The sequence below is a fragment of the Antribacter gilvus genome, from assembly GCF_003946865.1.
In the GTDB taxonomy this organism is placed as follows: domain Bacteria; phylum Actinomycetota; class Actinomycetes; order Actinomycetales; family Cellulomonadaceae; genus Antribacter; species Antribacter gilvus.
Genome location: NZ_QXTH01000001.1, coordinates 149,339 through 172,442, shown reverse-complemented (window position 1 = coordinate 172,442; position 23,104 = coordinate 149,339). Strand labels below are relative to the sequence as shown.

Below are 23,104 nucleotides of genomic sequence, written 5' to 3'. Positions count from 1 at the left end.
CCGCCCCACCCCGCCTGCGAGGCGGGGCGGGGCGGGCTACAGCCAGCCCTTGCGCGCCGCCGCCCAGCCCAGCTGGATGCGGGTCGACACGCCCGCCAGGTCCATGAGCACCTTCACGCGCCGCTGCACCGTACGCAGGGACAGGTCGAGCTGGTTCGCGACCGACTGGTCCGTCATGCCCGCGAGGAGCAGCCCCAGGATGCGCAGGTCCTGGTCGTCGAGGTCGAGGTCCGCGGGCCCGGCGCCCGGCACGACGAACGGGGTGGCGTCCCGCCAGGCCGCGTCGAAGAGGGCGATGAGAGCGTCGAGCAGCGCCCCCTGATGGATCAGCAGCGCCCCGACCGTCTCCGGGGCGGAGGCCGCGTCCACCGCCGTGGACAGGGGTAGGTAGGCGAGCCGGCGGTCGATGATGACCAGCTTGAGCGGCACGGTCGCCGCGATCCTGAGCTCCTCGCCCGCGAGCACCGCCGTCGTCGCGGCCGCGACGGTGAGCTTCCCCGTGTCGAGCAGCGATCGTTCGGCCACCACCCGGTAACGGACGCCCCGGGCGACGGCCTGGTCCTCGGCGGAGTTCTCCTCGGCCTCCATGACCACGACCGGCGGGCGGACGAAGGCGTCGACCTGCTCCCGCGCTCCGAGCTGGAGCTGCGTGATCCGCTGCCGCACGGCGTCGGCGCCACGGACCACGTCGACCACGTCGGTGACCGGGCGCAGGGCGGACGCGCGCCGGTACTCCTCCTCGAGCCGGGAGAGCTCCGCGTGCGCCACCCGGATCTCGTCGGACCGGCGCGCGAGGAGGGCGCCGAGCGCGATCTCCGGGGGCGCCGCCTGGAACCGGGTGCCGTCGGCGCTCTGCCGGGCGACGAGCCCGTGCTCCTCCAGCGTGCGGAGCACGCTGTACGCGTCGGCCGGCTCGCAGCCGAGGCGGGTGGAGAGCTCGTCGGCGTCGAGCGAGGGCGCGCCCACGAGCTCCCGGTAGGCGAGGGTCTGGGTCGTCGTGAGGCCGAGCACGTCGCTGAGCATGGCACCCCTCCATGGGCTCGGGTTCTCGACTGCCCTGGCGAGGATACGCCACGGCATGTTTACGTCACCGGAGACGCCTTGTGCCGTGTCGCGATCCGCTGCCACCTGGTTCAGCATCAACGTCGCCGCTTTCGGCGGACCTGGCGGCCCTGACCGGTCACCGCGAGTGGGGCCGCGAGTGATGCGGGCGTTCGGCGTGCGGTGACCCACCGGCCCCTCTTCGCCGTGGCACCCACGGCGAAGAGGGGTCAACCCAGCAGCGGGCGTACCTCCTCGCCCAGAAAGCGGGCGAACGCCTCGAGGTCCGGCGTGTCCGGCGTCGGCTGGATCACCACCGTGTCGGCGCCCGCCTCCGCGAAGCGGCGAACACCCGCGGCCAGCTGCTCCGCGTCGCCCCACACGGCGTAGCCGGCGAGCTTCTCGTCGGTGTCGACGTCGATCGGCCAGTCGGCGGCGGCGCGCCGCAGCCGCTCCACGGCGTCGGGGCCGGTCGCGCCGGGCACGAACACGACCGTACGGAACGGGTCCCCCGCACGGCCCGCTGCCTCACGACCCTCGGCGATCAGCTCGTTCGCCGCCTGCAGGCCGGCGAGGCCTGTGTCGGCGGTGATGACGACGCCGTCCGCCACCTCGCCGACGAGGCGCAGCGTCTTGGGGCCCTGGCCCGCCGACAGCACGGCTGGGACGGTCGACGGCGGCCAGTCCAGCGCCACGTCCGTGAGGTTGACGTACCGGCCGGTGACGGTCAGCCGCTCGCCCGCGAGGAGGGCTCGGAGCGCCGTGGCGTACTCGCGCAGGAGCGTCAACGGGGAGGCCGCTCGCGCCCCGACCTGACCCATCCAGTCGAGCACGCCGTGCCCGATGCCCGGCATGTACCGTCCCGGGAACATGCCCTCGAGCGTGGCGATCTCCATCGCGGTCAGCGCCACGTTGCGCAACGGCACGGGGAGCACCCCGATCCCGACCCGCACGCGCGACGTGGCTCCGAGGATCGCCCCCGCGGCGCCTGCACCCGTCTCGCGGAAGCAGTCCTCCCACAGCCAGACCTCCTCCAGACCCGACTCGTCGGCCGCGCGGGCGATCGGGAGGAAGCGGGACGGCGGCTCGGACGGCAGGACGATGCATCCCAAAGTGGTCATGCGGAGGACGTTACCGAACACCCCGCCGACGCGACGGGGCCGCCCTCCCGGCGGAGAGCGGCCCCGGTGCTCGCCTCGCCGTGCGTCAGATGGTCGGACCGCCCGGCGCCGAAGGCGGCGGGGTGGTCGGCCGCGGAGGCGTCGACGTCTCGGTCTCGATCTTGCGCTCGGCCTTCTCGAGCGAACGAGCCGCGGCCTCGCGGCCACCGAGACCGTAGGCCAGGGCGGCTGCCAGAGCTGCCCCCACCACGATCGCACCGAACGCCAGCGTGATGATCTGGTCCGCGACGCCCATGAACTGCAGGCCCATCGCGGCGAACAGACCGATGATGGCGTAGCGGGCGATCTTGCTGCCCAGGTTCGACCCGATCGCGCTGCCCACCATGCTGGCCAGGAAGAAGCCGGCCGCGATGATCAGCGCACCGAACAGGACGCGCCCGCCCAGCTCGAGGATCTCGTTGAGGATGTTGGTGATCTCCTCGAAGCCGAGCATGTTGGCGGCCATGATCGCGAAGAACACGATGATCGCCACCTTGACGATCCACGCGACGATCTTCGACGGGCTGGTCTGGCCGGTGCTCATGCCCATGTTCGCCGCGGCACGGTCGATACCGACCCCCCGCAGGGTGCTCTCGAGCAGGTCACCCACGAACCGGGCGATGAGGTAGCCGATCGCGAGGATGATCAGCGCCGCGATGATCGCCGGGATCGCCGCGAGGATCATGGTGAGCATCTGCTGGGCCGGGTCGGCGATGGCCGCGATGCCGAGGATCTGCAGCGCCGCGATCGCCACCACGATGAGGATGACCGCGAACACGACGTTGGCGATGACCGACGCGATGCGGGCGTTGGTCTCCTGCGGGTTGTCGGCAGCGCCGCCCTGGCCCGTCGCGCCGTATCCACCGGTCTCGTACGAGCTGGTGTCGTACTCCCCAGCCTCCTGGGCGCCCGCCGCGGGGTACGCCGGCTCGGAACGGTAGGTCTGCTCCGTCCCGGTGGTCCGCTCGGCGCCGGACTTGGCCTTCTGGATCAAGCCCGAGAAGTTGATGGCACCGAGCGCGGCCTCGAGGATCTGCTTCACGATCTTCGCGATCAGATAGCCGATGAAGAAGACGACCGCCGCACCGATGATGTTCGGCAGGTATTCCATGATCGACTCGAGCATGCCGCGGATCGGTGTGAGCACCTGGTCCAGCTCGAACAGCTGCAGCACGGCGATCAGACCGAACAGCCATACCAGCAGCGCGGCGATCTGACCGATCGACGCCCCTACCTGCCGTCCGTCGGCTCCTTCGCGCTGCAAGAACCCGACGCGCGAGACGAGCTTGGAGATTGCCCACTTGACCAGCCGGGCGACAATCCAGGTGACGACAAGAATCAGCAGGGCGAGAAGAACTTTCCCTAAGATCCCGGTCCAGTCGATGTCGTTTGCGAAGTCCATCTTCGGCGTCCTTCCTGGCACGGTTGTCGTCTGCGACGCTACCGATGATCGGAAATGCTTCTACCGGCCCGGGGCGTCGTGGCGGCACCCCGAAGAAATCACCGGCACAACTAACATATGTTCCGATCTCACCCTCTGCACGGAGGGAATTGGTGCCTCGGCACACCGTCCTGCCGCCCAATACGCCGTCGTACCTGGTCAAAGCACAGGAATGCCCGCCGTCGGCCGATCAAACTACTCAGGAGGACAAAGAATGACGGGCCGTAAGATTCCGTCATTTCGACCGGCGGCCTGACCCGCCTCCGGCCAGGCCGGGAACGTCAGACCGGGTCGGGCAGGCACGCCGCGGCGTCGGCGAGGAACCCGGCGGCCGCCGTGGCGAGCAGGCCGGCGAGCCCGCTGCCCTCAGGAACGGGACGCGGGTCGTCCACGACCACCCAGAGCCCGTCGACCACGTCGTAGGACGCGCGCGGCCCCCCGGTCACGAGGGCGCGGACGGCCCCCACCAGGCGGGCCACCTCTTCGGGCGACGTGCCCACGCCCACCGACGCGCGCACCGCCCCGGCGTCGAACCCGAGCCGGCCCAGCAGCGGATGGGCGCAGAAGCGTCCGTCCCGCACGCCGATGCCGTGCTCGGCCGAGAGGTAGGCGGCCACGAGCCCCGGGTCGTACCCGGTGACCGTGAAGGTCACCACGCCCACCGGGTCGACGGCGTCGGCCCACACCCGTACGACGGACACGCGGTCGAGAGACTCGAGCCCTTCGACCAGGCGGCGGCGGAGCTCGCCCTCGTGTCGGCGGACCTCCTCGGGGTCGAGGGCGGCGAGCGCCTCGCAGGCGGCCGCGAGCGCCACCGCGCCGATGACGTTCGGCGAGCCGGCCTCGTGCCGGGCCGGGCCTTCCTGCCAGAGGGTCTCGGTGGTGCGGACCCGGCGGACGGCGCCGCCGCCGGCGAGGTAGGGCGTGCCGGTGTCGAGCCAGTCCGCGCGGCCGACGAGGGCGCCGGCGCCGAACGGCGCGTAGGTCTTGTGACCGCTGAACGCGACGTAGTCCACGCCCGACTCGGTGAGCGAGAAGCGGCGGTGCGGGACGAGCTGGGCGCCGTCGAGCGCGATGCGGGCACCGTTGGCGTGGGCCGCCGCGACGAGCGCGTCGAGGGGCAGCGCCTCTCCGGTCACGTTGGACGCGCCGGTCACGGCGAGGAGCGCGTACGGGCGCCCCACCGCGGCGGCGTCCTCCAGCTCCTCGCGCAGCTCGGCCACCGTGGCGGCGACGGTGGACGCGCCGGTCAGGACCGTCGCCTCCGTGTCGCGCTGCCAGGGCAGGAGGTTCGCGTGGTGCTCCACGTCCAGGACGAGCACCCGGCCGGGGGTGTCGTCCGCGGCAGCCGGGACGCACCCGGCGAGCAGGTTGAGCGAGTCGGTGGTGTTGCGCGTGATGACCGTGAGGTCGCCCTCGCGGGCGCCGACGAAGGCACCGACGGTGCGGCGGGCCGCCTCGTAGAGGGCGGTGGACACCTGCGACAGGTAGCCGGCCCCGCGGTGCACGCTCGCGTACAGCGGGAGGACCTCGGCGACGCGGTCGGCCACGGCGCGGAGCGCGGGGGCGGACGCCGCGACGTCGAGGTTCGCGTAGGTCACCTGGGTGCCGTCCACGAGCGGGACGAGGGTGTCGCTGCCGACCACCGGTAGGAGAGGTCCGGCGAGATGGGCACGGTCGGGCACGGTTGCCTCCGTCACGGCGCTGTGGATTGTCTGGCGGTACTCGGCGAGTATGGGCACGGCTGCTCCTCGGTGTTCCGGGGAGGCGCGCTCCCCGCGCTTGCCGTCCGCCTCGTGGCGCACGGCCAGGTCGTCACCCGGGGCACCCCACCGCGGTAGGAGGGTTGCCGGCCAGCGAGCCGGGGCTTCGCGCTGGCGCTCATGACCTGGCGTCATCCTGACTTCCACCCGGACGGCCTGTCAACGATCCTGGACACCCGTCTCACCATCCGGGCGAGCAGGGCTCCCGCCAGCGATCAGACCGTGAGACGCCGTCCCAGGGGGTGGACCACGTGTCGTACGATCGCAGGCGACCATCCCGAGCGGCCGAGTGACGTGGCACGTCGACGCCGCAGCAACCCGCGGGCAGGTCGGGACGGACTGGTCCGGACCGGCATGCCCGGTGCAGGGTGCTACCGCCACGACCGATGGAGGAGTACCGATGAGCATCCAGGCTCGGCCGGCCGACGGATACGCCGGCGACATCACCCCCCAGCAGGCCTGGGACCTGCTCGCCACGGACCCGGGCGCCACGATCGTGGACGTCCGCACCGAGGGCGAGTGGCGCGCGATCGGCGTGCCGGACGCGTCCTCACTGGACAAGCGGGCCGTCTACGCCCAGTGGGTCACGGCCGACGGCCGTCCCAACCCCGCCTTTCTCGCCGAGCTCCGTGACGCGGGCGTCACGGACGGCCCCGTGATCTTCCTGTGCCGATCCGGCCAGCGCTCGATCGGTGCCGCGCGGCTCGCGACAGCGACCGGGATCGGCCCGTCGTACAACGTGCTCGAGGGCTTCGAGGGCGCACCGGGCCCCGACGGCGTCCGGAACCGTGAGGGCTGGAAGGTGGCGGGCCTTCCCTGGCTCTCCACGCTCGAGGCGCACGCCGACGGGGGCGGCAAGTGAGCGTCACCGGCGCCGCCGCGCCCGGCGAGGTCCCCGGCGGCTCGGGCCGCAAGCCGCTGCCCCGCAACGTCCGGCCGGCGACGCTCGCCGTCCGCGGCGGGCATGCCCGGACCGAGTACCAGGAGACGGGCGAGGCGCTGTTCCTCACCCAGGGTTACACCTACGACCAGGCGGCCGACGCCGAGGCGGCGTTCTCGGGCGACCTCGACCGGTTCATCTACTCGCGCTACGGCAACCCGACCGTGCACACGTTCGAGGAGCGGCTCCGCCTGCTCGAGGGCGCCGAGGCCTGCTACGCCACCGCGAGCGGGATGTCGGCGGTGTTCACCTCCCTCGCCGCGCTGGTGCAGAGCGGCTCGCGGATCGTCACGGCGCGGGCCCTCTTCGGGTCGACGGTCGTGATCTTCGACGAGATCTTCGCCAAGTGGGGGGTGCGCACCGACTACGTGGACGGGCACGTGCTGTCCCAGTGGGAGGAGGCACTCTCCACGCCGGCGGACGTGGTGTTCTTCGAGACGCCGTCCAACCCGATGCAGGACATCGTGGACGTGCCTGCCGTCGTGGCGCTGGCTCGCGCCGCGGGTGCGACCGTGGTGCTCGACAACGTCTTCGCCACCCCCCTGCTCCAGCAGCCGCTCGAGCTCGGAGCCGACGTGGTGGTCTACTCCGCGACCAAGCACATCGACGGGCAGGGACGCGTGCTCGGCGGGGCGATCCTCGGGTCCGACGAGTACATCAACGGGCCGGTCCAGACCTTCATCCGCAACACCGGGCCGTCGCTGTCCCCGTTCAACGCGTGGACGCTGCTCAAGGGCCTCGAGACGCTGCCGGTGCGGGTCGCGGCGCAGACCGCGAGCGCCCTGCACCTCGCCACCGCGCTCGAGACGCTGCCCGGTGTGAGGTCGGTGCGTTACCCGTTCCTGGCGTCGCACCCGCAGGCCGACCTCGCCCGAGCGCAGATGACCGGCGGCGGGACGGTCGTGACGTTCGACCTCGCGGTGCCCGACGGCGCCGACCCCGAGGCCGCGAAGAAGCGAGCGTTCGCCTTCCTCGACGCGCTGCAGATCGTCGACATCTCGAACAACCTGGGCGACGCGAAGTCCCTGATCACCCACCCGGCGACCACGACGCACCGCAAGCTCGGTGCGGCAGGGCGCGCCGCCGTGGGCATCTCCGAGACCACCGTGCGGCTCTCCGTGGGCCTGGAGGACCCGGCCGACCTGATCGAGGACCTGGAGCAGGCGCTCAGGGCGTGAGGCCGGCACCTACCGGGAACTCGCCCGTCGGCTCGCCGGCCGGGTCGACCCTCTGCGGCCAGGCGACCGGGAGCCTGCCGGTGAACGGGACCGCGCCGTAGAGGGGGTCTGCCACGCCCGCGCCCTCGGTGCCGGGGAGCCAGGCGGCGACGACCGCGTCGGCCACCCGGAGGTCGACCGCTTGCGGCCGGCCTGAGACCACGACGACGACGCAGGTGGGCACCACGTCACAGACCTGCTGCACGACGTCGGCGTCGCCCGGCTGGAGCTCCAGCGACTTGGTCTCCCGGAACACGCCCGCGTCGGACTGGTCCCAGGCCCAGGACGGTCCGCCCACGTCGCCGTACGACCCTGCGTAGGGCGTCTCGCCCACCACGACGACGCCCACGTCGTGCCCCGTGGCGGGCGCGGAGGCGTCCGCGCTGAACGTGGCGTCCGGGTCCAGCTCGCGTATCCCGTCGAGGATCGTGGAGCCCTGCGTGGGTTCCCCCGACGAGCCCTGCCACGTGACGGTCCAGCCGCCCGCCTGGTTGCCCAGGTCGTCGGCGGAGCGCCCGGCGACGTAGACCCGCTCGCCCGCGTCCAGGGGCAACGTCCCGTCCCGGTCCTGCAGGAGCACCTGGGAGGCGGCCACCGCGTCCCGCGCCTGGGCGCGGTGCTCCGCCGACCCGACGACGGCGAGCTGCGACCGGTCCGCGAAGGGCGCCTCGAACAGGCCGAGGTCGACCTTCGCCGTGAGCACCGTGGACACCGCCTCGTCGAGACGGGCCGCGGGCACCTCGCCCGACCGGACCGCCGCGACCAGTGCTGCCCACCCGCCGGCGTGCTGCTCCGGGTCCTCGCCCGCGAGCGCGAGCGCCTCACCGAGCCCCTCGGTCACGGGGTCGCTCGCTGCGTCCGCGAGCCGCGCGGCACGGCCCCGGTCGGCACCGAACCGCGTGTACGCGTCGCCGGACCGGACGTCGGTGAGCGGCTCGGTCTGCGGCGCCCGGACCCAGGTCACCCCGGTGGCCCGGGCCTCGTCGCGGACCAGCTGCGCGAGCCCGCGCACGAGGGCCGGGTCGTCGGTGGCCGCCAGGCCGAGCCGGTGCGGCACGAGCGTGGCGCCGGGCAGGCTGTCGTGCCCGTGCACACCGTCGATCCCTACGAGGAGCGGGACCTGGAGACGGGTCGCGAGTGCGCGGAGCTGGAGGTCGTCGGCCATGTCGGCCCACGCCTCGGCGGTGTTGCGGGCCGGCGCCGAGCCAGGGTTCGCGACCACCACGCCGAGCCCTCGCTCGGTGATCACTTCCGGGCGGCTCGTGGCGTCGCTCCGCTCGACCTGGACCAGCTGGCCCACCTTCTCGTCGAGGGTCATGCGGGACAGGAGGTCGGCGACGCGCTCTCCCGTCGGCAGGGTGGGGTCGAGGTAGGGCAGTCCGTGAGCGCCTATGACGATGGTCGGCGTGGTACCGACCCGGGCACCCAGGGACGACAGCGTGAGGGGAACGGTCTCGGCGGTCTCCTGCTCCGGCGTGGTGCGCGTGCTCACCTCGACGGTCCGTTCGGCGCCCGACGGGGCGCCTGCCGGGAACGTCACCGTGCCGCGCGCGATCTCGTAGTCCGCGGCCGGCGCCGCCGTACCCTGCCCTGTGGCCCAGGCGACGGTCACCGGGCGGGCGAGCGCGGCGCCGTCGGACACCTCGACCCGGAGCGTCACGCGCGCGGACTCGCCGTCCTCCGCGAGGACCACCGGAGCGTTCGCGCCGACCACCACGTCCGTGACGTGGCCGGTGGGCCGGGGCGCCTGGGCCGACGACGGCTCTGCCGCGCCCACGGACGCGACGGCCGGGGCCGCCGTGGTCACGAGCAGGGGGACGACGCCGCAGACCGCAGCCAGGGCGAGCAGCCGGGCACGCCGGACGGCGCCCCGCCGCGGTGACGCCGGACGGCGCCGCCTGCCACCGAATGTGTCGGACATCTGCGGATTTCCCCTTAACCCTGGTGGGATCCTGCCGCATCGATCACACACCGGGTGGGGCGGCTGCACAACCCCTGACGCGCGGCCGGACCCGGCCAGGGCCGCTGACCTGCTCGTACAGTGGGCGCCATGTCGCCCGTCGTCACCGCGCTCCGCGCGGAGAACCCCGGCCCGATGACCCTCGACGGCACGCGGTCGTACGTGCTGCGTGCGCCTGGTTCGACGGGTGCCGTCGTCGTGGACCCCGGGCCCGACGACGCCGCTCACCTCGGCCGCCTGGCCGCCGCCGGGCCGGTCGAGCTGGTTCTCGTCACCCACCGGCACGCCGACCACACGGCCGGTTCGCCCGGCCTCCACGCCCGGACCGGCGCCCCGGTGCGGGCGGCCGACCCCGCGCACTGCCACGGCGGCTCGCCCCTCACGGGCGGCGAGGTTGTCGAGGCGGCAGGCCTCCGCATCGAGGTCGTGGCGACTCCGGGACACACCGCCGACTCCGTGTGCCTGGTGGTGAGCGCGCCGGGCCTGGCGCCCGTGGTCCTCACCGGCGACACGGTGCTGGGCCGGGGAACCACCGTGATCGCCGAGCCGGACGGCTCCCTCCGGCAGTACCTCGCGAGCCTCGACCTTCTGGAGCACCTCGCGGACGAGCTCGCCGCACGGGACGAGGTCCCGGCGTCGAGCACCCTGGCGTTCCCGGGCCACGGGGAGCCGCTGCCCGACCTCGCCGCCGCTGTCCGTGCGTACCGCGCCCACCGCCTGGAGCGCCTGGACCAGGTCCGTGCGGCGCTCGACAGCCTCGCCCTGCCCGACGACGGCGGAGCGCGCCCCTCCCCGGACGTCACCGACGCGGTGGTCGGGCTGGTCTACGCGGACGTGGACCCGTCCGTGCTCCCCGCGGCCCGCCAGACGGTCCGGGCCCAGCTCGAGTACCTGTCGGAGGCCTGAACCTCGGCGGCGGTGTCGGTGGCGCGTGGCATCATCGGTCGGCATGGACGACTCCCTCGTGCTGCCGCCGTTCGACGTGACCCGGGCGGCGATCGGCCAGATCGAGGCTCTGGGCGGAGCCGTTCGCCTCACCGTGGAGGACGGCGGCTGCTGCGGGCTGACCTATCACTTCACAGATGCCCCAGGTTCGGACGGGGACGAGCGCTTCGGCTGCCCGGGCGCCGAGCTGTACGTCTCAGCGCCGGCGGTCGAGGTGCTCCAGGGCGCACGGCTGGACTGGTCCGGCCGCATCAAGCCGCCCCGGTTCCGCGTCCTCGCGAACCCGAACACCCCGCTGCGGTGCCCGTGCAACCGGTCGTTCGGCAAGGAGTGGCCGGGTCGCGGCCAGCCCGGCTGCCGGGCCGCGACGCCCATGCCCTGGGACGCGTGATCGCGGCCGAGGCCGCCGGAGGCCCTCAGCGGCCGAGCGCCTTGCCCAGGAACAGGCCGAACGGGTCGTCCTCCGGGCCGTACGGCGGGAAGGGCAGCACAGGCCGGAAACCGAGAGCGAGGTAGAGCCGCAGGGCCTCGGGCTGGCGGATGCCGGTCTCGAGCAGCAGCTCGTCCGCACCGAGCCCGAGCGCTGCGTCCTCCAGCGCCGCCAGGAGCGCCCAGGCAACGCCGGCGCGCCGGGCACGCTCGCGGACGAAGACCGTCCTGACCTCGAACGCCGACCCGACGAGCGCCGGACGCAGCGACCCGCAGCCCACGGGCTCGCCGTCGCGGTAGGCCACCAGGGTCAGTACGACCCGCTCGCCCATCCGGGGGTCGACGCCCTCGAAGCCGCCGCGCACCGCGACGTGCCCGGCCACCTCGGGATAGCGCTCCAGGTTGAACGCCAGCATCTCGCGCCGCAGCGCGGCGGCGTGCTCGTGGTCCCATGCGACCGGACGCAGGTCGAGGACCGCGGGCTCGGGCAAGGCCGCGGGCGCAGCCCCCGCGGAGGCGGCCCCCGCACGCTCGGGCACCGCCTTGCCGAAGCAGCGGGACCCCGTCTCCTGCGCGTACACGCCGAAGCGCTCGATCGGGAGGTACCCCATCGACAGGTAGAGCCCGATCGCCTCGACCTGGAGCGTGCCGCACTCGAGCACGAGGTCGCGCAGACCGGCCTCCACGGCCGCCGTCTCGACCGCCGCCAGCACGCGCCGGGAGAGCCCGCGCCCGCGGAACGACGGAGCCACGTACATGCGCTTCACCTCGCCGGTCGCCGACGGGTGCACCCCGCCACGGCCGTCGGGCAGGCCTGACATGTCACGCACGGAACCGCAGGCGGCAGCCTCGCCGTCGACGCGCACCAGGACGGTCGCCGTCACCGTCGACGGGTCGACCTGGTCTCGCGAGAGGTCGGCCTCAGCGGGCTCGTCCGCCCCGTCCGCCTCGTCCGGGTGGCCGTAGAGCACGGCGAGCTCCGCCTGCTGCAGGTCGCGCAGCCGCGCCGCCTCCGGGTCGTCCCAACGGACGACCGTCACCGCGACGGCACGCGAGGCGAGCGGCACGCGAGAGGCGAGGGGTGCACCGGAGGTGACCACGGCGGCGCCGTCGGGCAGCGGCGAGGCCGGGACCCGCTCGCCGGGGCCCGGCCTCAAGGACTGTTGTGTCACGCGCTGACGAGCGAGGCCAGGACGGACGTGAAGAAGGTGAGGCCGTCGGTGCCCGCGCGCGGGCCCTCGGCCCCCGCCGGACCGAAGCCGGCCTCGACCGCGTGCTCGGGGTGCGGCATGAGGCCCACCACGTTGCCGCGAGCGTTGCTGATGCCCGCGATGTCGCGGCGCGAACCGTTCGGGTTCCAGCCGTCGTACCGGAAGACGACGCGGCCTTCGCCCTCGAGCTCGTCGAGGACGTGCTCGTCGGCGACGAACTGGCCGTCCTGGTTCTTCAGCGGGATCGTGATGCGCTGCCCCGCCTCGAACTGGTTGGTCCAGGCGGTGGACGCGTTCTCCACCACGAGGGACTGCTCGCGGCAGACGAAGTGCAGGTGGTCGTTCTTCACCATCGACCCGGGCAGCAGGTGCGCCTCGGTGAGGATCTGGAAGCCGTTGCAGATGCCGAGCACCGGCATACCGCCGTTCGCGGCGTCCACCACGGCCGACATGGCGGGAGCGAAGCGGCTGATCGCCCCGGCCCGCAGGTAGTCGCCGTAGGAGAAGCCGCCGGGGAGCACCACTGCGTCGACGCCCTGGAGGTCGGCGTCGGCGTGCCACAGCGCGACCGCCTCCGCGCCGGCGAGGCGCACGGCACGGGCCGCGTCCCGGTCGTCGAGCGTGCCGGGGAACGTGATGACGCCGATGCGGGCGCCGGTCAGCGCGGTCACGCCGGCACCTCGGTGGCGTCCACCACGCTCACGACGTCCTCGATGACCGGGTTGGAGAGCAGCGTCTCCGCGGCCTCCTGGGCGGCCGCGAGGATCTCCGGCGTGACGTCGCCGTCCACCTCGAGCTCGAACCGCTTGCCCTGCCGGACGCTCGTGAACTGCGTGAAGCCGAGGCGCGGCAGCGCACCGACCACGGCCTTGCCCTGGGGGTCCAGGATCTCGGGCTTGGGCATGACCTCGACGACGACGCGTCCCACAGGGGCTCCTCGGGAGATGACGGGGGTTCCTGGCCGAGTTTACCCGGCCGCGTGACACCCCGGACCTCTCGTCCGCCGCCCGCCGGCTGAGAGGAAGTTGGTCATCGCCGGTAACGCGGACGTGCGCCCGAGGAAACCATGGTGTTGCACAGTCGAGTGAGGACCACGGGCCGGTGCCATCACCGCCGAGGATGCCGCCCACTCGACCGGAGGTTGCCCCCATGCCTTATGTGAAGCCGAAGGACCTCGTCACCCGCATGATCGACGCGGGTGAGGCAAAGGTCTTCATGTCCACGCGGGACACGCTGATCCGCTCGTACATGGGCGCCGCCTTGCTGACGATCGCCGCCGCCTTCGCGGTGACGGTGTCGGTCCGGGCGGAGAACCCGCTGCTCGGGGCCGTGCTGTTCCCCGTCGGGTTCTGCATGCTGTACCTGCTCGGCTACGACCTGCTCACGGGAGTCTTCACGCTCGCCCCGCTCGCATGGCTGGACAAGCGCCCGGGCGTCACGATCCGAGGCGTGCTCCGCAACTGGGGCCTCGTCTTCGTGGGCAACTTCGCCGGCGCCTTCACCGTGGCCGTGCTCATGGCCATCTACTTCACGTACGGGTTCTCGGTGGAGCCTGACGCGGTGGGCCAGGCCATCGGGGTCATCGGCGAGGGGCGCACCGTGGGCTACGCCGACCACGGCGCCGCCGGGATGCTCACCCTGTTCGTGCGCGCGGTCCTGTGCAACTGGATGGTGTCCACAGGTGTGGTGCTGGCCATGGTGTCGGAGAGCGTGTGGGGCAAGATCGTCTCGATGTGGATGCCCATCATGCTGTTCTTCTACATGGGCTTCGAGCACTCGATCGTGAACATGTTCCTGTTCCCGTCGGGCCTCCTGCTCGGCGGCGACTTCACGATCATGGACTACCTCGTGTGGAACGAGATCCCCACGGTGATCGGCAACCTCGTGGGCGGGCTGACCTTCGTCGGCCTCATGCTCTACGCAACGCACGGCAAGACGGCCCCGAGCCGCCGGGCCGCTGCCGCCGCGGGCGCCGCGGACGCCGAGGCCCCCGCGGAGGAGACCAAGGACCTGGTCTCGGCCGAGAGCCGCTGAACCCGGCACAGCGCGCCGGGCCCGGGACCGATCCCGGGCCCGATGGCGTCGGTCGACCTGGACTTCCTGTTCAGCGAGGGCGATCCCGTCCGGCGCGGGTTGTCAGAAGCTCCCCGGTGAATGCACCGGGGAGCTTCTGACACCTCGAGGGTCAGCTGCAGGCGACCGCCAGGGCCGACGGCGCGGCACCGTTGGCCGTGAAGCCGTAGGTCGCCGAGGCGCCCGGGCCGATATTGCCGTTCCATGCCGCGTTCTTGACCGTCACGGTGTTACCGGAGACGGTGTGCGTGGCGCTCCACAGGCTGCCGATCGTGGTGCCGGCCGGCAGCGTGAACTGGTTGGTCCAGCCGCTCTTCGCCACGGTCGAGGCCACGGTGACCTCGGCCTGGAACCCGCCCTGCCACGCGTTCAGCACCTTGAACGTCGCGGTGCAGGCGCCCGGCGGCGGGCTCGACGGTCCGGACGCCGTCGTGGCCGAGACCGCCGCGGAGAACGCCGACACGTTGCCGGCGGCGTCCTTGGCCCGGACCCGGAACTGGTACGCCGTGGCGGGGGTCAGCCCGGTCACGGTGGCCGAGGCAGTGGTCGAGGAAGCCACCACGGCACCCGCCGCGTTCACCACGTCGTACCCGGTGACCCGGACGTTGTCGGTGGACGCGGTCCAGGCCAGGGAGACGGACGAGGTGGTGGTGCCGGAGACGGTCACGGCCGACGGTGCGCCGGGCGCCGTCGTGTCCGGCGTCGGCGTGGGGCCGCCGCCCAGGTCGGCCACCGAGATGCCCGTCGTGGAACCGGTGCCGCCGAGCGGGACCTGGTGGTCGAGCGACACGAACTTGCCGCCCTCCGCCCACAGGGCCGGCTTCAGGAGCGTGTACTTCTCCTCGTCCCAGGTGGCCCAGTCGTTGTTCAGGAGGCCGCCGGTGTCACCCGAGTTCGGGTTGATGCACCAGAAGGTGTGGTGCAGCTCGTAGTCGACGATGGCGTCACGCATGGCGAGCATCCACTTCTCGTTCGCACCGCCGTCCATGAAGCCGCCCCACTCGCCGATGAGCAGCGGGGACGTGTCCTCCTTGTGGAGGTACAGCCAGTTCGGGTCCCACACGTCGCGCTCGACGGTGGCACGCGACCAGTCGCCCTGGAACCAGGGCTGCTGGAACACGGCGGGGCCGTAGTCGTGCGGCGAGTAGACGAGCTGGTCCTGGTTGGCCCCCAGGTTGACGGGGAACTCCCGCGCACCGCGCAGGTTGCCGCCCCACCAGTTGGAGTAGAAGTCGGTGGGCGTCGTGGAGGTCCACGACTTGCCCTCGCGCGGGTAGACCTCGATGCCCTCGACGAAGATCAGCAGGTTCGGGTTGATCGCGAGGATGCGACGGCCCGCCGTCTCGGCGACGTGCTTGAAGTTGTCGGCGTCGGTCGAGCCGTCCCACTTCGCGCGCAGGGTCTCGTTCGCCTTGCCGTGCGGCTCGTTCTTGAGGTCGGCGCCGATGATGGTGTCGTTGTTGCGGTACTCGGTCGCCACCCACTCCCACGCCTGGTAGAACTCCTCGGTCGTGACGCCGACAGAGTCGTTCCACCACACCGGGTAGATGTGGCCGGAGTTGTCGGCGGCCGCGGAGTGCACGTCCACGACCACCTTGATGCCGAACCGCTCGCAGAGCGTCAGGAAGTAGTCGAAGACCTCCTTGCTGTCCATGCCGGCCAGCTCGGGGTTCGCATAGGTGTTGACGTTCGGGGCGGTCGCCTGCCCGGCCTTCCACTCCAGCAGGAGCGTGGTCGAGATCGGCACCCGCACCACGTTGATGCCGCGCTGCGCCATCTGCCGCGTGATGTTGGTGATGTTCCCCGACCAGAGGCCGTGGAACACGCGCTCGCTCGCGTTGAAGCCGAACCAGTTGGCGCCGGTCAGCCACACCGGGGTGCCGTCCGCGTCGACGATCTGGTTGCCGTCGGTGTGCAGCCAGTCGTCGCCGTCGGTGGCGGGGGCAGCCGCCGCAGGAGCGGCGGCGAGAGTCGTCGACACCGTCGCGGCCGGCACGGCCAGCCCTGCCGAGGCGACCAGGGCGGCGCCCAGCGCCGCGATGCCACGGAGGCCGCGGCGCCGTCGGGCAGCGGGGACCGCTGCCGAATCGATACGTGGGGTACGAGGTCTCACCTGAGTTCTTTCCTTCCATGGGGCCGGCGGGGCGCGCGGGGGCGGACCTCGCCGCTCAGTCGAGCGCCGGGGTAGCGCCGCCCTGGTGGGCGGTGCTACCCCGGCGCAGGGGTGGTGCTTACGAGCAGGTACGGGAGCCGGCGGCCGGCACGGTGCCGGAACCGATGAACCCGAACGTGGTGCTCGCGCCGGCGCCGAGGCTGCCGTTCCAGGCCGCGTTGGACGCGTTCTGGCCGGACAGCGTGGCGCTCCAGATCTGGCTCGGCGTGGTGCCGAGCGCGACCGTCCAGCGGGTGATGGCCGACGTGCCGGCCGTCACGGTGACCTCGGCCTGGTAGCCGCCCTGCCACGAGTTCACGATCCGCAGCGAGGCCGAGCAGGTGCCCGGGTTGGTGGTGCCGCCCGAGGTCGTCGCGGTGACTGCCGCCGAGAAGGCGGAGAGGTTGCCCGCGGCGTCCTTGGCCCGGACCCGGAACTGGTAGGCGGTGTTCGCCGTCAGGCCGGAGACGGTCGCCGAGGTGCTCGTCGAGGTCGCGACCACGGCGCCCGCGGCGTTGACCACGTCGTAGCCGGTGACGCCCACGTTGTCCGTGGAGGCTGCCCAGCTCAGTGCCACCGAGGAGGACGTGACGGTGCCGGCCGTCAGGCCCGAGGGGACCGTCGGGGCCTGGGTGTCGCCGGTGGTGCCGCCCGAGGTCGTCGCGGAGACTGCCGCCGAGAAGGCGGAGACGTTGCCCGCGGCGTCCTTGGCCCGGACCCGGAACTGGTAGGCGGTGTTCGCCGTCAGGCCCGAGACGGTCGCCGAGGTGCTCGTCGAGGTCGCCACGACGGTGCCCGCGGCGTTGACGACGTCGTAGCCCGTGACTCCCACGTTGTCCGTGGAGGCGACCCAGGTCAGAGCCACCGAGGAAGCGGTCACAGCGCCGGCCGTCAGGCCCGAGGGGACCGTCGGGGCCTGCGTGTCGCCGGCGCCGGCGGTGGTGGTGGCCGAGACCGCCGTGGAGAAGCCGGACGTGTTGCCCGCGGCGTCCTTGGCCCGGACCCGGAACTGGTAGGCCGTGCTCGGCGTGAGGCCGGAGACGGTCGCCGAGGCGCTCGTCGAGGTCGCCACCACGGTGCCCGCGGCGTTGACGACGTCGTAGCCGGTGACGCCCACGTTGTCCGTGGAGGCCGTCCAGCTCAGAGCCACCGACGAGGACGTGACGGTGCCGGCCGTCAGGCCCGAGGGCACCGACGGGGCCTGCGTGTCGCCGCCGGTACCGCCACCGATCACCGGGTACGCGTTCTGCACGAGCATGGCGAACTGGTTGTGGAACCAGTGGCCCGAGAGCGGCGCACCGGGGAGCGCCCCGGTCAGGTTGCCGCCGAGCACAGAGGTGGAGTACGTCGGGTCGCACATGCGGTCCAGGCGCTTGCCCTCGTCGTTCGGGATCTCCGTGGAGGAGCCGTCCGACTCACCCGGGGGCTTGACCCACACGAAGGCGTCGAGGTGCGAGGCGGTGTAGCCGCTCGGGGCGACCGTGGGACGCTCGCCGATGCCGGCGCCGGACGGGTTGCACCACGCGCCGCGGTGCGTGCGACGGTCCACGCGGGACTGGTCGACGTAGGTGTCGATGTTCGTCGAGGTGCTCACCGCGGTGGGCCGGGCGGAGCCGCCCCAGCCGTTGCGGGAGGTGTCGATGAGCATGCCGAGGCTCGCGGGAGCGCCCTTGCTGACCATCAGCGAGTGCAGACGCGCCGTCCAGTCGCTCTCGTCGAAGTTCGGGTTCCACTCGAACCACTTCGCCTGACGCGTGAACGAGCCGCCGATCTGCAGGCCCGGGTCGGTCAGGAACGGCTCGACCAGGGGCGTCGAGTTGGCAGTGTTGGTCACGAAGCCCGACACGGCGTTCCAGCCGTAGGTGGAGCCCTCGATGACGCTCTCGAACTCGGTGGCCGCCTTGGTGGCGTTGTCGTCCCAGCCCAGCCAGCCCGCGTGGGCGGCATCGATGTAGCTGTAGACGTTGCCGACCTCGTAGAGCTTGGTCAGCGCGTACTGCACGCCCTCGCGGTAGTACGGCGCCGAGACGCTGCAGTCGGGGTCGGACATGTTGGTGACCATGTTCGGCAGCGAGTCGGGCTCGATCGTCGCGACGAAGCGGATGCCCTCGTACTCGGGCTGGTTGAGCAGCGCCGCGATCGGGTCGATGTACTCGGTCTTGTACCGCTGCATGCCCGCGGCGGTCGGGGGGAGCTCCCCGTTCGAGGCGAGGGCGAAGCAGTCACGACCGGGCAGGTCGTAGATGACGATGTTGAAGACGAGCGGCGTCGAGCCCTGCTTCTGCGCGAGGGCCTGGTCGAGGTGCCATTCGAGACCGTGCTGCCGGTCGGTGCCGTTGATGGCAGCGATCCGGTCCATCCACACGGAGGTCGGGCTGTTCTTGATCGCACGCATCTTCGCGGCGAGCGCGGGATCGCTGCCGGCGACCTGCGTCGCCGACGCCTCGACGGTGGCCTGCCAGTCCGGGTTGATGTACTGGGTGGCCCCGACGAACGGATTGTCGACCAGCGCCGCCGCTGCAGGCGCTGCTGTCACGACCGTGACGATCGCGGGGGCCGCGATGGCCACCGCTGCTGCGAAGGCTGCCACCCCCTTCCGCGCCCGGACACCGCCGGAGCGGCTCGTTGCTGTTACCACTTTGACCTCCACAGGTCGTACTGGGCGCCGCCCCTCGCCGGCATCCGCCGGCGCGGGCGCGCGCACCGCAGCAGGCCTTTCTGCAGCGGCAGGACGCACGTTTGCACGCTGCTTGACCCGGGTGACACCTGGTTAATCGATTAGGGCAACCAAGCGTCAGGAGGGTGGAGGGGCGGTCGAGCCCCTGACCACGAGGTTCCCTACGGCCACGGTCCCGTTGCCCGGCGCCGTCGGCGCGCCCCGCGCGGGCGTGTCACCGCCGAGGACGTCCAGCAGGGCGGCGCCGACGGCCAGCCCGAGCTCACGGACCGGGAAGGGTACGGCCGTGAGCGAGGGGGTGGTCAGGTGGCAGGCAGCAGCGTCGGTCCCGGCGACCACCGAGAGGTCCCACGGCACCGAGAGCCCCAGCCGGCGGGCGACGTCGAGCACGACGCCCGCGGTGGCGTCGTCGTCGGTCACGATCGCCGTGGGCCGGTCGGGTCCGGAGAGGAGCGGGCGCACGGCGGCCGCCGCCTTGTCCGCCCCCTCGCCCGCCACCGTCCGGAGCGAGGCACCGCGCTCACCCAGGGCCGCGCGGAGGGCCGCGGTGCGGCGCCGGGGCGCGAGCAGCTCCTCCGACCCTGCCAGCATGGCGACCCGGGTATGGCCGAGATCGGCCAGGAAGGACCCGAGCCGGGCGAAGGCCGCGGCGTCGTCGAGGCTGACGTGCCGCCAGCCGGGTGGCGAGACGCCGGGCACCTCGCCCACCACCACGGCGGGCGCGTTGAGGCGGCGCAGGGCGGCGAGCCGGGCGTCGTCGGACCGGGCGTGGGGGACCACGAACGCGGCGTACCGCCGCTCCGTCCACCAGGTCTCCATGAGGGTCGCGGCGCCGGCGACCGTAGGCGCCACGTGGACGGCGAGCGTTGGACCGTCCACGCCGAGGGCCTCCTGCGCGCCGACCACGAGGTCGAGCGCGGAGGCGGCCCGGGCGCCGTTGCGCCCGTCGTGCACCAGGACGAGGCCCGCGGCGGCTGGGCCGCTGCGGAGCGAGCGCGCCGCCGTGGCGGGACGCCAGCCCAGCTCGTCCGCGACGCGCAGGACGCGTTCGCGGGTCGAGGCGGAGACTCCCGGCCGGCCGTTGAGCGCGTACGAGACGACGGCCGTCGAGACGCCCGCCGCTCGTGCGACGTCGACGATGGTGGGGCGCCGGTCTGGGCGCGTAGTATGTGGATGTACCGGATCATTCGGTCGCGACGATGAGACCATGATCCCGTAGCATGCACCCTCGGAAGAATCTTTGCACGACGTCGACGGGGACGGGTGTACGGGCATGGCTTCAGGAAAGCGGAGGTATACCGTCGGGGTTCTCTCCCCGGTGGTCGGTGGACACTACTTCGGTCGGATGCTCGCGGGGATCGCCAGAGCGGTCCGCGCGGACGGGCATCGCGTCATCGCGGTGCAGACGTATCCGGCCGATCTGGAACGCGAGCAGTTCCCCGAACGGCCCCCACAGGGCGTCCAGGTCGGCCTCGACATGGTGGACGGCCTGATCGTCATCACCTCCGCGGTGGACGGCGACACGCTGGCCCGGCTCCAGGGGCGCGGCACGCCGCTCGTCCTGGTGAGCGAGCGCGCGGACGGGATCACGGCTCCGGTGGTCACACCGGACAACTCCGGCGGCACCCGGGCGGCGGTGGAGCACCTCCTGGGCCACGGCCACCGCCAGATCGGGTTCCTCGGCAGCCTGCGGCAGTCGGACATCCTGGAGCGGTACGAGGCCTACCGCCTCACGCTGCTGGAGCACGGCATCGAGCCGCAGCCGGAGTGGTTCTACGGCACGGCCGACAACCAGGAGGCCTCCGGCAGCGCCGCAGGCCGGGCGGCCATGGCCGCCGGCCTGCCGACCACGGCCACGCTCGCCGCGACCGACCGCAACGCCGTGGGCTTCGTGCGGGCTCTCCAGGCCAAGGGCCTCCTGCTCCCCCGGGACCAGGCGCTCGTGGGCTTCGACCACTCCGACGGCGGGGCGCGGCTCCGGCCACGGCTGGCGTCGGTGGACCCGCACCACGACCGCGTCGGCGAGCTCGCGGTCACGGTGCTGCTCGCCCAGATCCGGGGCGAGCGGGTTCCCGGGCAGCACCTCTCCCAGACCACCCTCGTGACCCGCGAGTCCTGCGGCTGCCTCGACGGCTGCGCGGGCGCGGTCGTCTCGGGCGTGCCGCACCAGCCCGGGCTGTCCGCCTGGCAGCGGCTCGGTGACGTCGCGGCCGCCGTCTTCGACGGCGCCGATGCCACGCTCGGCGGCGGCGCTCCGGCGCTCGACCACTGGATGCGCGGCGTCCAGCGGATCTTCCGCGCCGCGGCCGGCCTGGGCCAGCGACCAGGACGGGAGGCGCTGTCGTCGCTCTCGGAGAGCACGCGCGCCCTCCGGCCGCACCCCGAGGCGCTGGAGCAGCTGGTGCCCGCGCTCCGCGCGGTTGAGGACGAGTTCGCCGAGCAGGTCCGACGGCGACGCGACGCGCCGCCCGCCACCACCGGCGCCATCCCTGTGGTTCCCCCGCCCGGCGCGTCGCAGGCGACGCACCGGCCTGCCGTCCCCTCCGCGCTCGTCGCGGGCGGCGGCCCGGTGGCCCGCGGACCCGCCCCGGGGCGGCTCAAGCCCGTCGCGAAGCCGCCGACCCGGCCCGAGCGGCTGCGCGCGGTGGCCCGTTCCGGGACGGACGTGCTCGTCGCGGTCGGCGCCGGCTGCACGCAGGCGCTCCTGGCCCGGTCCGGCCAGCTCGAGCGCACGATCGTGGACCAGTACGAGCTCGACCTCGAGCTCCTCCACGCCGACGCCCGGTCCATCCGGTCCCTGCGCTGGCTCCCCCGCGGCCACCGCGGGCCCACCACGCTCGCCCTGTGGACCGACGTGGAGGACGGGGTCGCGACAGAGTCCCGGCCCGGCGAGCCGCAGAACACGAACAACCGCCGGCTGGAGATCGTCGGCACCACCGCCACGTCTCCCCAGGCACGATCCCTCGTGGGCGCTCGGCTGCCTGTGGCAGCGTTCCCACCCCCGGCGCTCGTCGCCGAGGGTCTCGGCGTCACGTTCCTCATCCCGGTGACGTTCGAGCAGAGCGACTGGGGACTGTTCATGACCGGCGGCAGCGTCGACACCCATGCCACCAGCGCGCGGGACAAGTTCGACCACTGGGCCGCTCTCCTCGCCGTCGCCCTCGACCGGGAGGCGCGCCTCGCCTCCCTGCGGCGCCAGCAGGCCGCCCTCGCGGAGGCGGCCGAGCGCGAGAAGTCGCTCGCGCTCGACCTGCGCGCCAGCGCCGAGCGTTACGCCCTCGTCGAGGACGTCGCGCTGGAGGGCACGTGGGACTGGAACATCGCCACGGGCGAGGTCTACTACTCCCGCACCTGGCGGGCGCTCCTCGGCCTCGCCGACGACGAGGTGGGCACCGGCATCGAGGAGTGGACGGGCAGGGTCCACCCGGACGACGTCCGCGAGCTCCAGGTGGCCGTGGCCGCCCAGCTGGCCGGCGCTACCGAGCCCCTCGACCTCGAGCACCGGATGTTCGCGGCGGACGGCCGCGAGGTGTGGGTGCGCTGCCGTGCCACCACCGTGACCGACGACGCCGGGGTGCGCGCCCGCATGGTCGGCGTGCTCATGGACATGTCCGACGCGAAGGCCCGGGAGCGGGCCCTGCGCGGCCGGGCGCTGGCCGACCCCGTGACGGGCCGGGTCCATCCCGAGCTGTTCGCCGACCGGATCGGCCGTGCGGTGGAGCGTGCCCGGCGGGAGTCGGGATTCGACTGCACGGCCCTCGCCGTCGACCTCGACGTCGCGCCGTCCGACATGCTGCTCACCGCCGTGCGGGCAGGGCTCTCCGACGGGGACTCCCTGTCGGTCCGGGGCCGCGTGCTGTTCGTGCTCCTCGACGGGACCGAGCCGGAGGCCCGCGCGAGGCGGGAGCGGGGGGTGCGCGCCGTCGTCGGCCAGGAGGCGTGCTGCGCGTCGGTGAGCTCGCTGCGGCGGTACGCCGACGGGGCGCTCGTGCTGCGGGAGCTGCGGACCGCGCTCGCCCGGGAGCGGGCGCAGACGGCGCGGGAGCCGAGCCGGGACGGGGACGCGCCGCGGTAGCGGGTTCGCCCGCTACCGCG

17 protein-coding genes and 1 riboswitch are annotated in these 23,104 nt (G+C 73.0%); of the genes, 6 read left to right on the top strand and 11 right to left on the bottom strand.

All coding sequences use genetic code 11. The features are described 5' to 3' along the window. Positions 1 to 36 precede the first annotated feature (36 nt). From D1350_RS00700 to D1350_RS00685, 4 genes are all read right to left on the bottom strand, one after another. Complete coding sequence (locus D1350_RS00700; RefSeq protein WP_125772888.1) at positions 37 to 1,023, bottom strand: helix-turn-helix domain-containing protein; 987 nt, start codon at positions 1,021 to 1,023, stop codon at positions 37 to 39. Between the two features lie 248 nt (positions 1,024 to 1,271). Then, positions 1,272 to 2,162 (bottom strand): LLM class flavin-dependent oxidoreductase, encoded by an 891-nt coding sequence (locus tag D1350_RS00695; protein WP_125772886.1) that lies wholly within the window; start codon positions 2,160 to 2,162, stop codon positions 1,272 to 1,274. A gap of 85 nt (positions 2,163 to 2,247) precedes the next feature. Beyond that, positions 2,248 to 3,603 carry a mechanosensitive ion channel gene (locus D1350_RS00690; protein ID WP_125772884.1) on the bottom strand — a complete coding sequence of 452 codons (1,356 nt, stop codon included), beginning with the start codon at positions 3,601 to 3,603 and terminating at the stop codon, positions 2,248 to 2,250. A gap of 320 nt (positions 3,604 to 3,923) precedes the next feature. After that, on the bottom strand, positions 3,924 to 5,342 hold the full coding sequence (locus tag D1350_RS00685) for an aminotransferase class V-fold PLP-dependent enzyme (RefSeq protein WP_240643794.1): 1,419 nt from the start codon (positions 5,340 to 5,342) through the stop codon (positions 3,924 to 3,926). A 73-nt stretch (positions 5,343 to 5,415) separates the two neighbouring features. Then, a riboswitch (SAM riboswitch) is annotated at positions 5,416 to 5,531 on the bottom strand. A gap of 274 nt (positions 5,532 to 5,805) precedes the next feature. On the opposite strand from D1350_RS00685, the gene D1350_RS00680 reads away from it, so the two are divergent. Both D1350_RS00680 and D1350_RS00675 read left to right on the top strand, forming a co-directional pair. After that, the gene (locus tag D1350_RS00680) at positions 5,806 to 6,267 is read left to right on the top strand and encodes a rhodanese-like domain-containing protein (RefSeq protein WP_125772882.1); all 462 of its coding nucleotides are present in this window, start codon (positions 5,806 to 5,808) and stop codon (positions 6,265 to 6,267) included. After that, entirely contained in the window at positions 6,264 to 7,523 is a 1,260-nt protein-coding gene (locus tag D1350_RS00675; RefSeq protein WP_125772880.1) for an O-succinylhomoserine sulfhydrylase, read from the top strand. Before D1350_RS00680 ends, D1350_RS00675 begins: the two co-directional genes overlap by 4 nt. Here D1350_RS00675 and D1350_RS24000 read toward each other — a convergent pair. After that, positions 7,513 to 9,483, bottom strand: coding sequence for a glycoside hydrolase family 3 C-terminal domain-containing protein (locus D1350_RS24000; RefSeq protein WP_125772878.1), 1,971 nt, complete (start codon positions 9,481 to 9,483; stop codon positions 7,513 to 7,515). The two genes, D1350_RS00675 and D1350_RS24000, sit on opposite strands and share 11 nt — an antisense overlap. A gap of 129 nt (positions 9,484 to 9,612) precedes the next feature. On the opposite strand from D1350_RS24000, the gene D1350_RS00665 reads away from it, so the two are divergent. Continuing rightward, a complete protein-coding gene (locus D1350_RS00665; RefSeq protein ID WP_125772876.1) occupies positions 9,613 to 10,428 on the top strand; it encodes an MBL fold metallo-hydrolase in 816 nt (271 codons plus the stop codon). A 43-nt stretch (positions 10,429 to 10,471) separates the two neighbouring features. After that, positions 10,472 to 10,858 carry a HesB/IscA family protein gene (locus D1350_RS00660; protein ID WP_164544977.1) on the top strand — a complete coding sequence of 129 codons (387 nt, stop codon included), beginning with the start codon at positions 10,472 to 10,474 and terminating at the stop codon, positions 10,856 to 10,858. Positions 10,859 to 10,883: 25 nt separating this feature from the next. Here the strand turns inward: D1350_RS00660 and D1350_RS00655 are convergent, their stop codons facing one another. From D1350_RS00655 to purS, 3 genes are read right to left on the bottom strand one after another with little or no spacing between them, the layout of a single operon-like run. Continuing rightward, positions 10,884 to 12,053: a GNAT family N-acetyltransferase gene (locus tag D1350_RS00655; protein WP_240643793.1), complete on the bottom strand. Its 1,170-nt coding sequence runs from the start codon at positions 12,051 to 12,053 to the stop codon at positions 10,884 to 10,886. Between the two features lie 11 nt (positions 12,054 to 12,064). Next, positions 12,065 to 12,778, bottom strand: coding sequence for a phosphoribosylformylglycinamidine synthase subunit PurQ (gene purQ / locus D1350_RS00650; RefSeq protein ID WP_125772874.1), 714 nt, complete (start codon positions 12,776 to 12,778; stop codon positions 12,065 to 12,067). Next, positions 12,775 to 13,035 carry a phosphoribosylformylglycinamidine synthase subunit PurS gene (gene purS / locus D1350_RS00645; RefSeq protein ID WP_125772872.1) on the bottom strand — a complete coding sequence of 87 codons (261 nt, stop codon included), beginning with the start codon at positions 13,033 to 13,035 and terminating at the stop codon, positions 12,775 to 12,777. The genes purQ and purS overlap by 4 nt, the downstream gene beginning before the upstream one ends. A gap of 221 nt (positions 13,036 to 13,256) precedes the next feature. Here purS and D1350_RS00640 point away from each other — a divergent pair, with 221 nt between their 5' ends. Continuing rightward, positions 13,257 to 14,141, top strand: a complete 885-nt coding sequence (locus D1350_RS00640) for a formate/nitrite transporter family protein (RefSeq protein WP_125772870.1) — start codon at positions 13,257 to 13,259, stop codon at positions 14,139 to 14,141. 151 nt (positions 14,142 to 14,292) lie between these two features. On the opposite strand, the gene D1350_RS00635 is transcribed toward D1350_RS00640, so the two are convergent. The 3 genes from D1350_RS00635 to D1350_RS00625 all read right to left on the bottom strand — a co-directional run bounded on the left by D1350_RS00635 (position 14,293) and on the right by D1350_RS00625 (position 20,218). Continuing rightward, positions 14,293 to 16,293, bottom strand: coding sequence for a cellulase family glycosylhydrolase (locus D1350_RS00635; protein WP_240643792.1), 2,001 nt, complete (start codon positions 16,291 to 16,293; stop codon positions 14,293 to 14,295). 118 nt (positions 16,294 to 16,411) lie between these two features. Beyond that, positions 16,412 to 18,970 carry a glycoside hydrolase family 6 protein gene (locus D1350_RS00630; protein WP_125772868.1) on the bottom strand — a complete coding sequence of 853 codons (2,559 nt, stop codon included), beginning with the start codon at positions 18,968 to 18,970 and terminating at the stop codon, positions 16,412 to 16,414. 156 nt (positions 18,971 to 19,126) lie between these two features. Next, complete coding sequence (locus D1350_RS00625; RefSeq protein ID WP_125772866.1) at positions 19,127 to 20,218, bottom strand: LacI family DNA-binding transcriptional regulator; 1,092 nt, start codon at positions 20,216 to 20,218, stop codon at positions 19,127 to 19,129. Positions 20,219 to 20,282: 64 nt separating this feature from the next. Here D1350_RS00625 and D1350_RS00620 point away from each other — a divergent pair, with 64 nt between their 5' ends. Next, the gene (locus tag D1350_RS00620) at positions 20,283 to 23,084 is read left to right on the top strand and encodes a substrate-binding domain-containing protein (RefSeq protein ID WP_125772864.1); all 2,802 of its coding nucleotides are present in this window, start codon (positions 20,283 to 20,285) and stop codon (positions 23,082 to 23,084) included. The last annotated feature ends 20 nt before the right edge of the window (positions 23,085 to 23,104 follow it).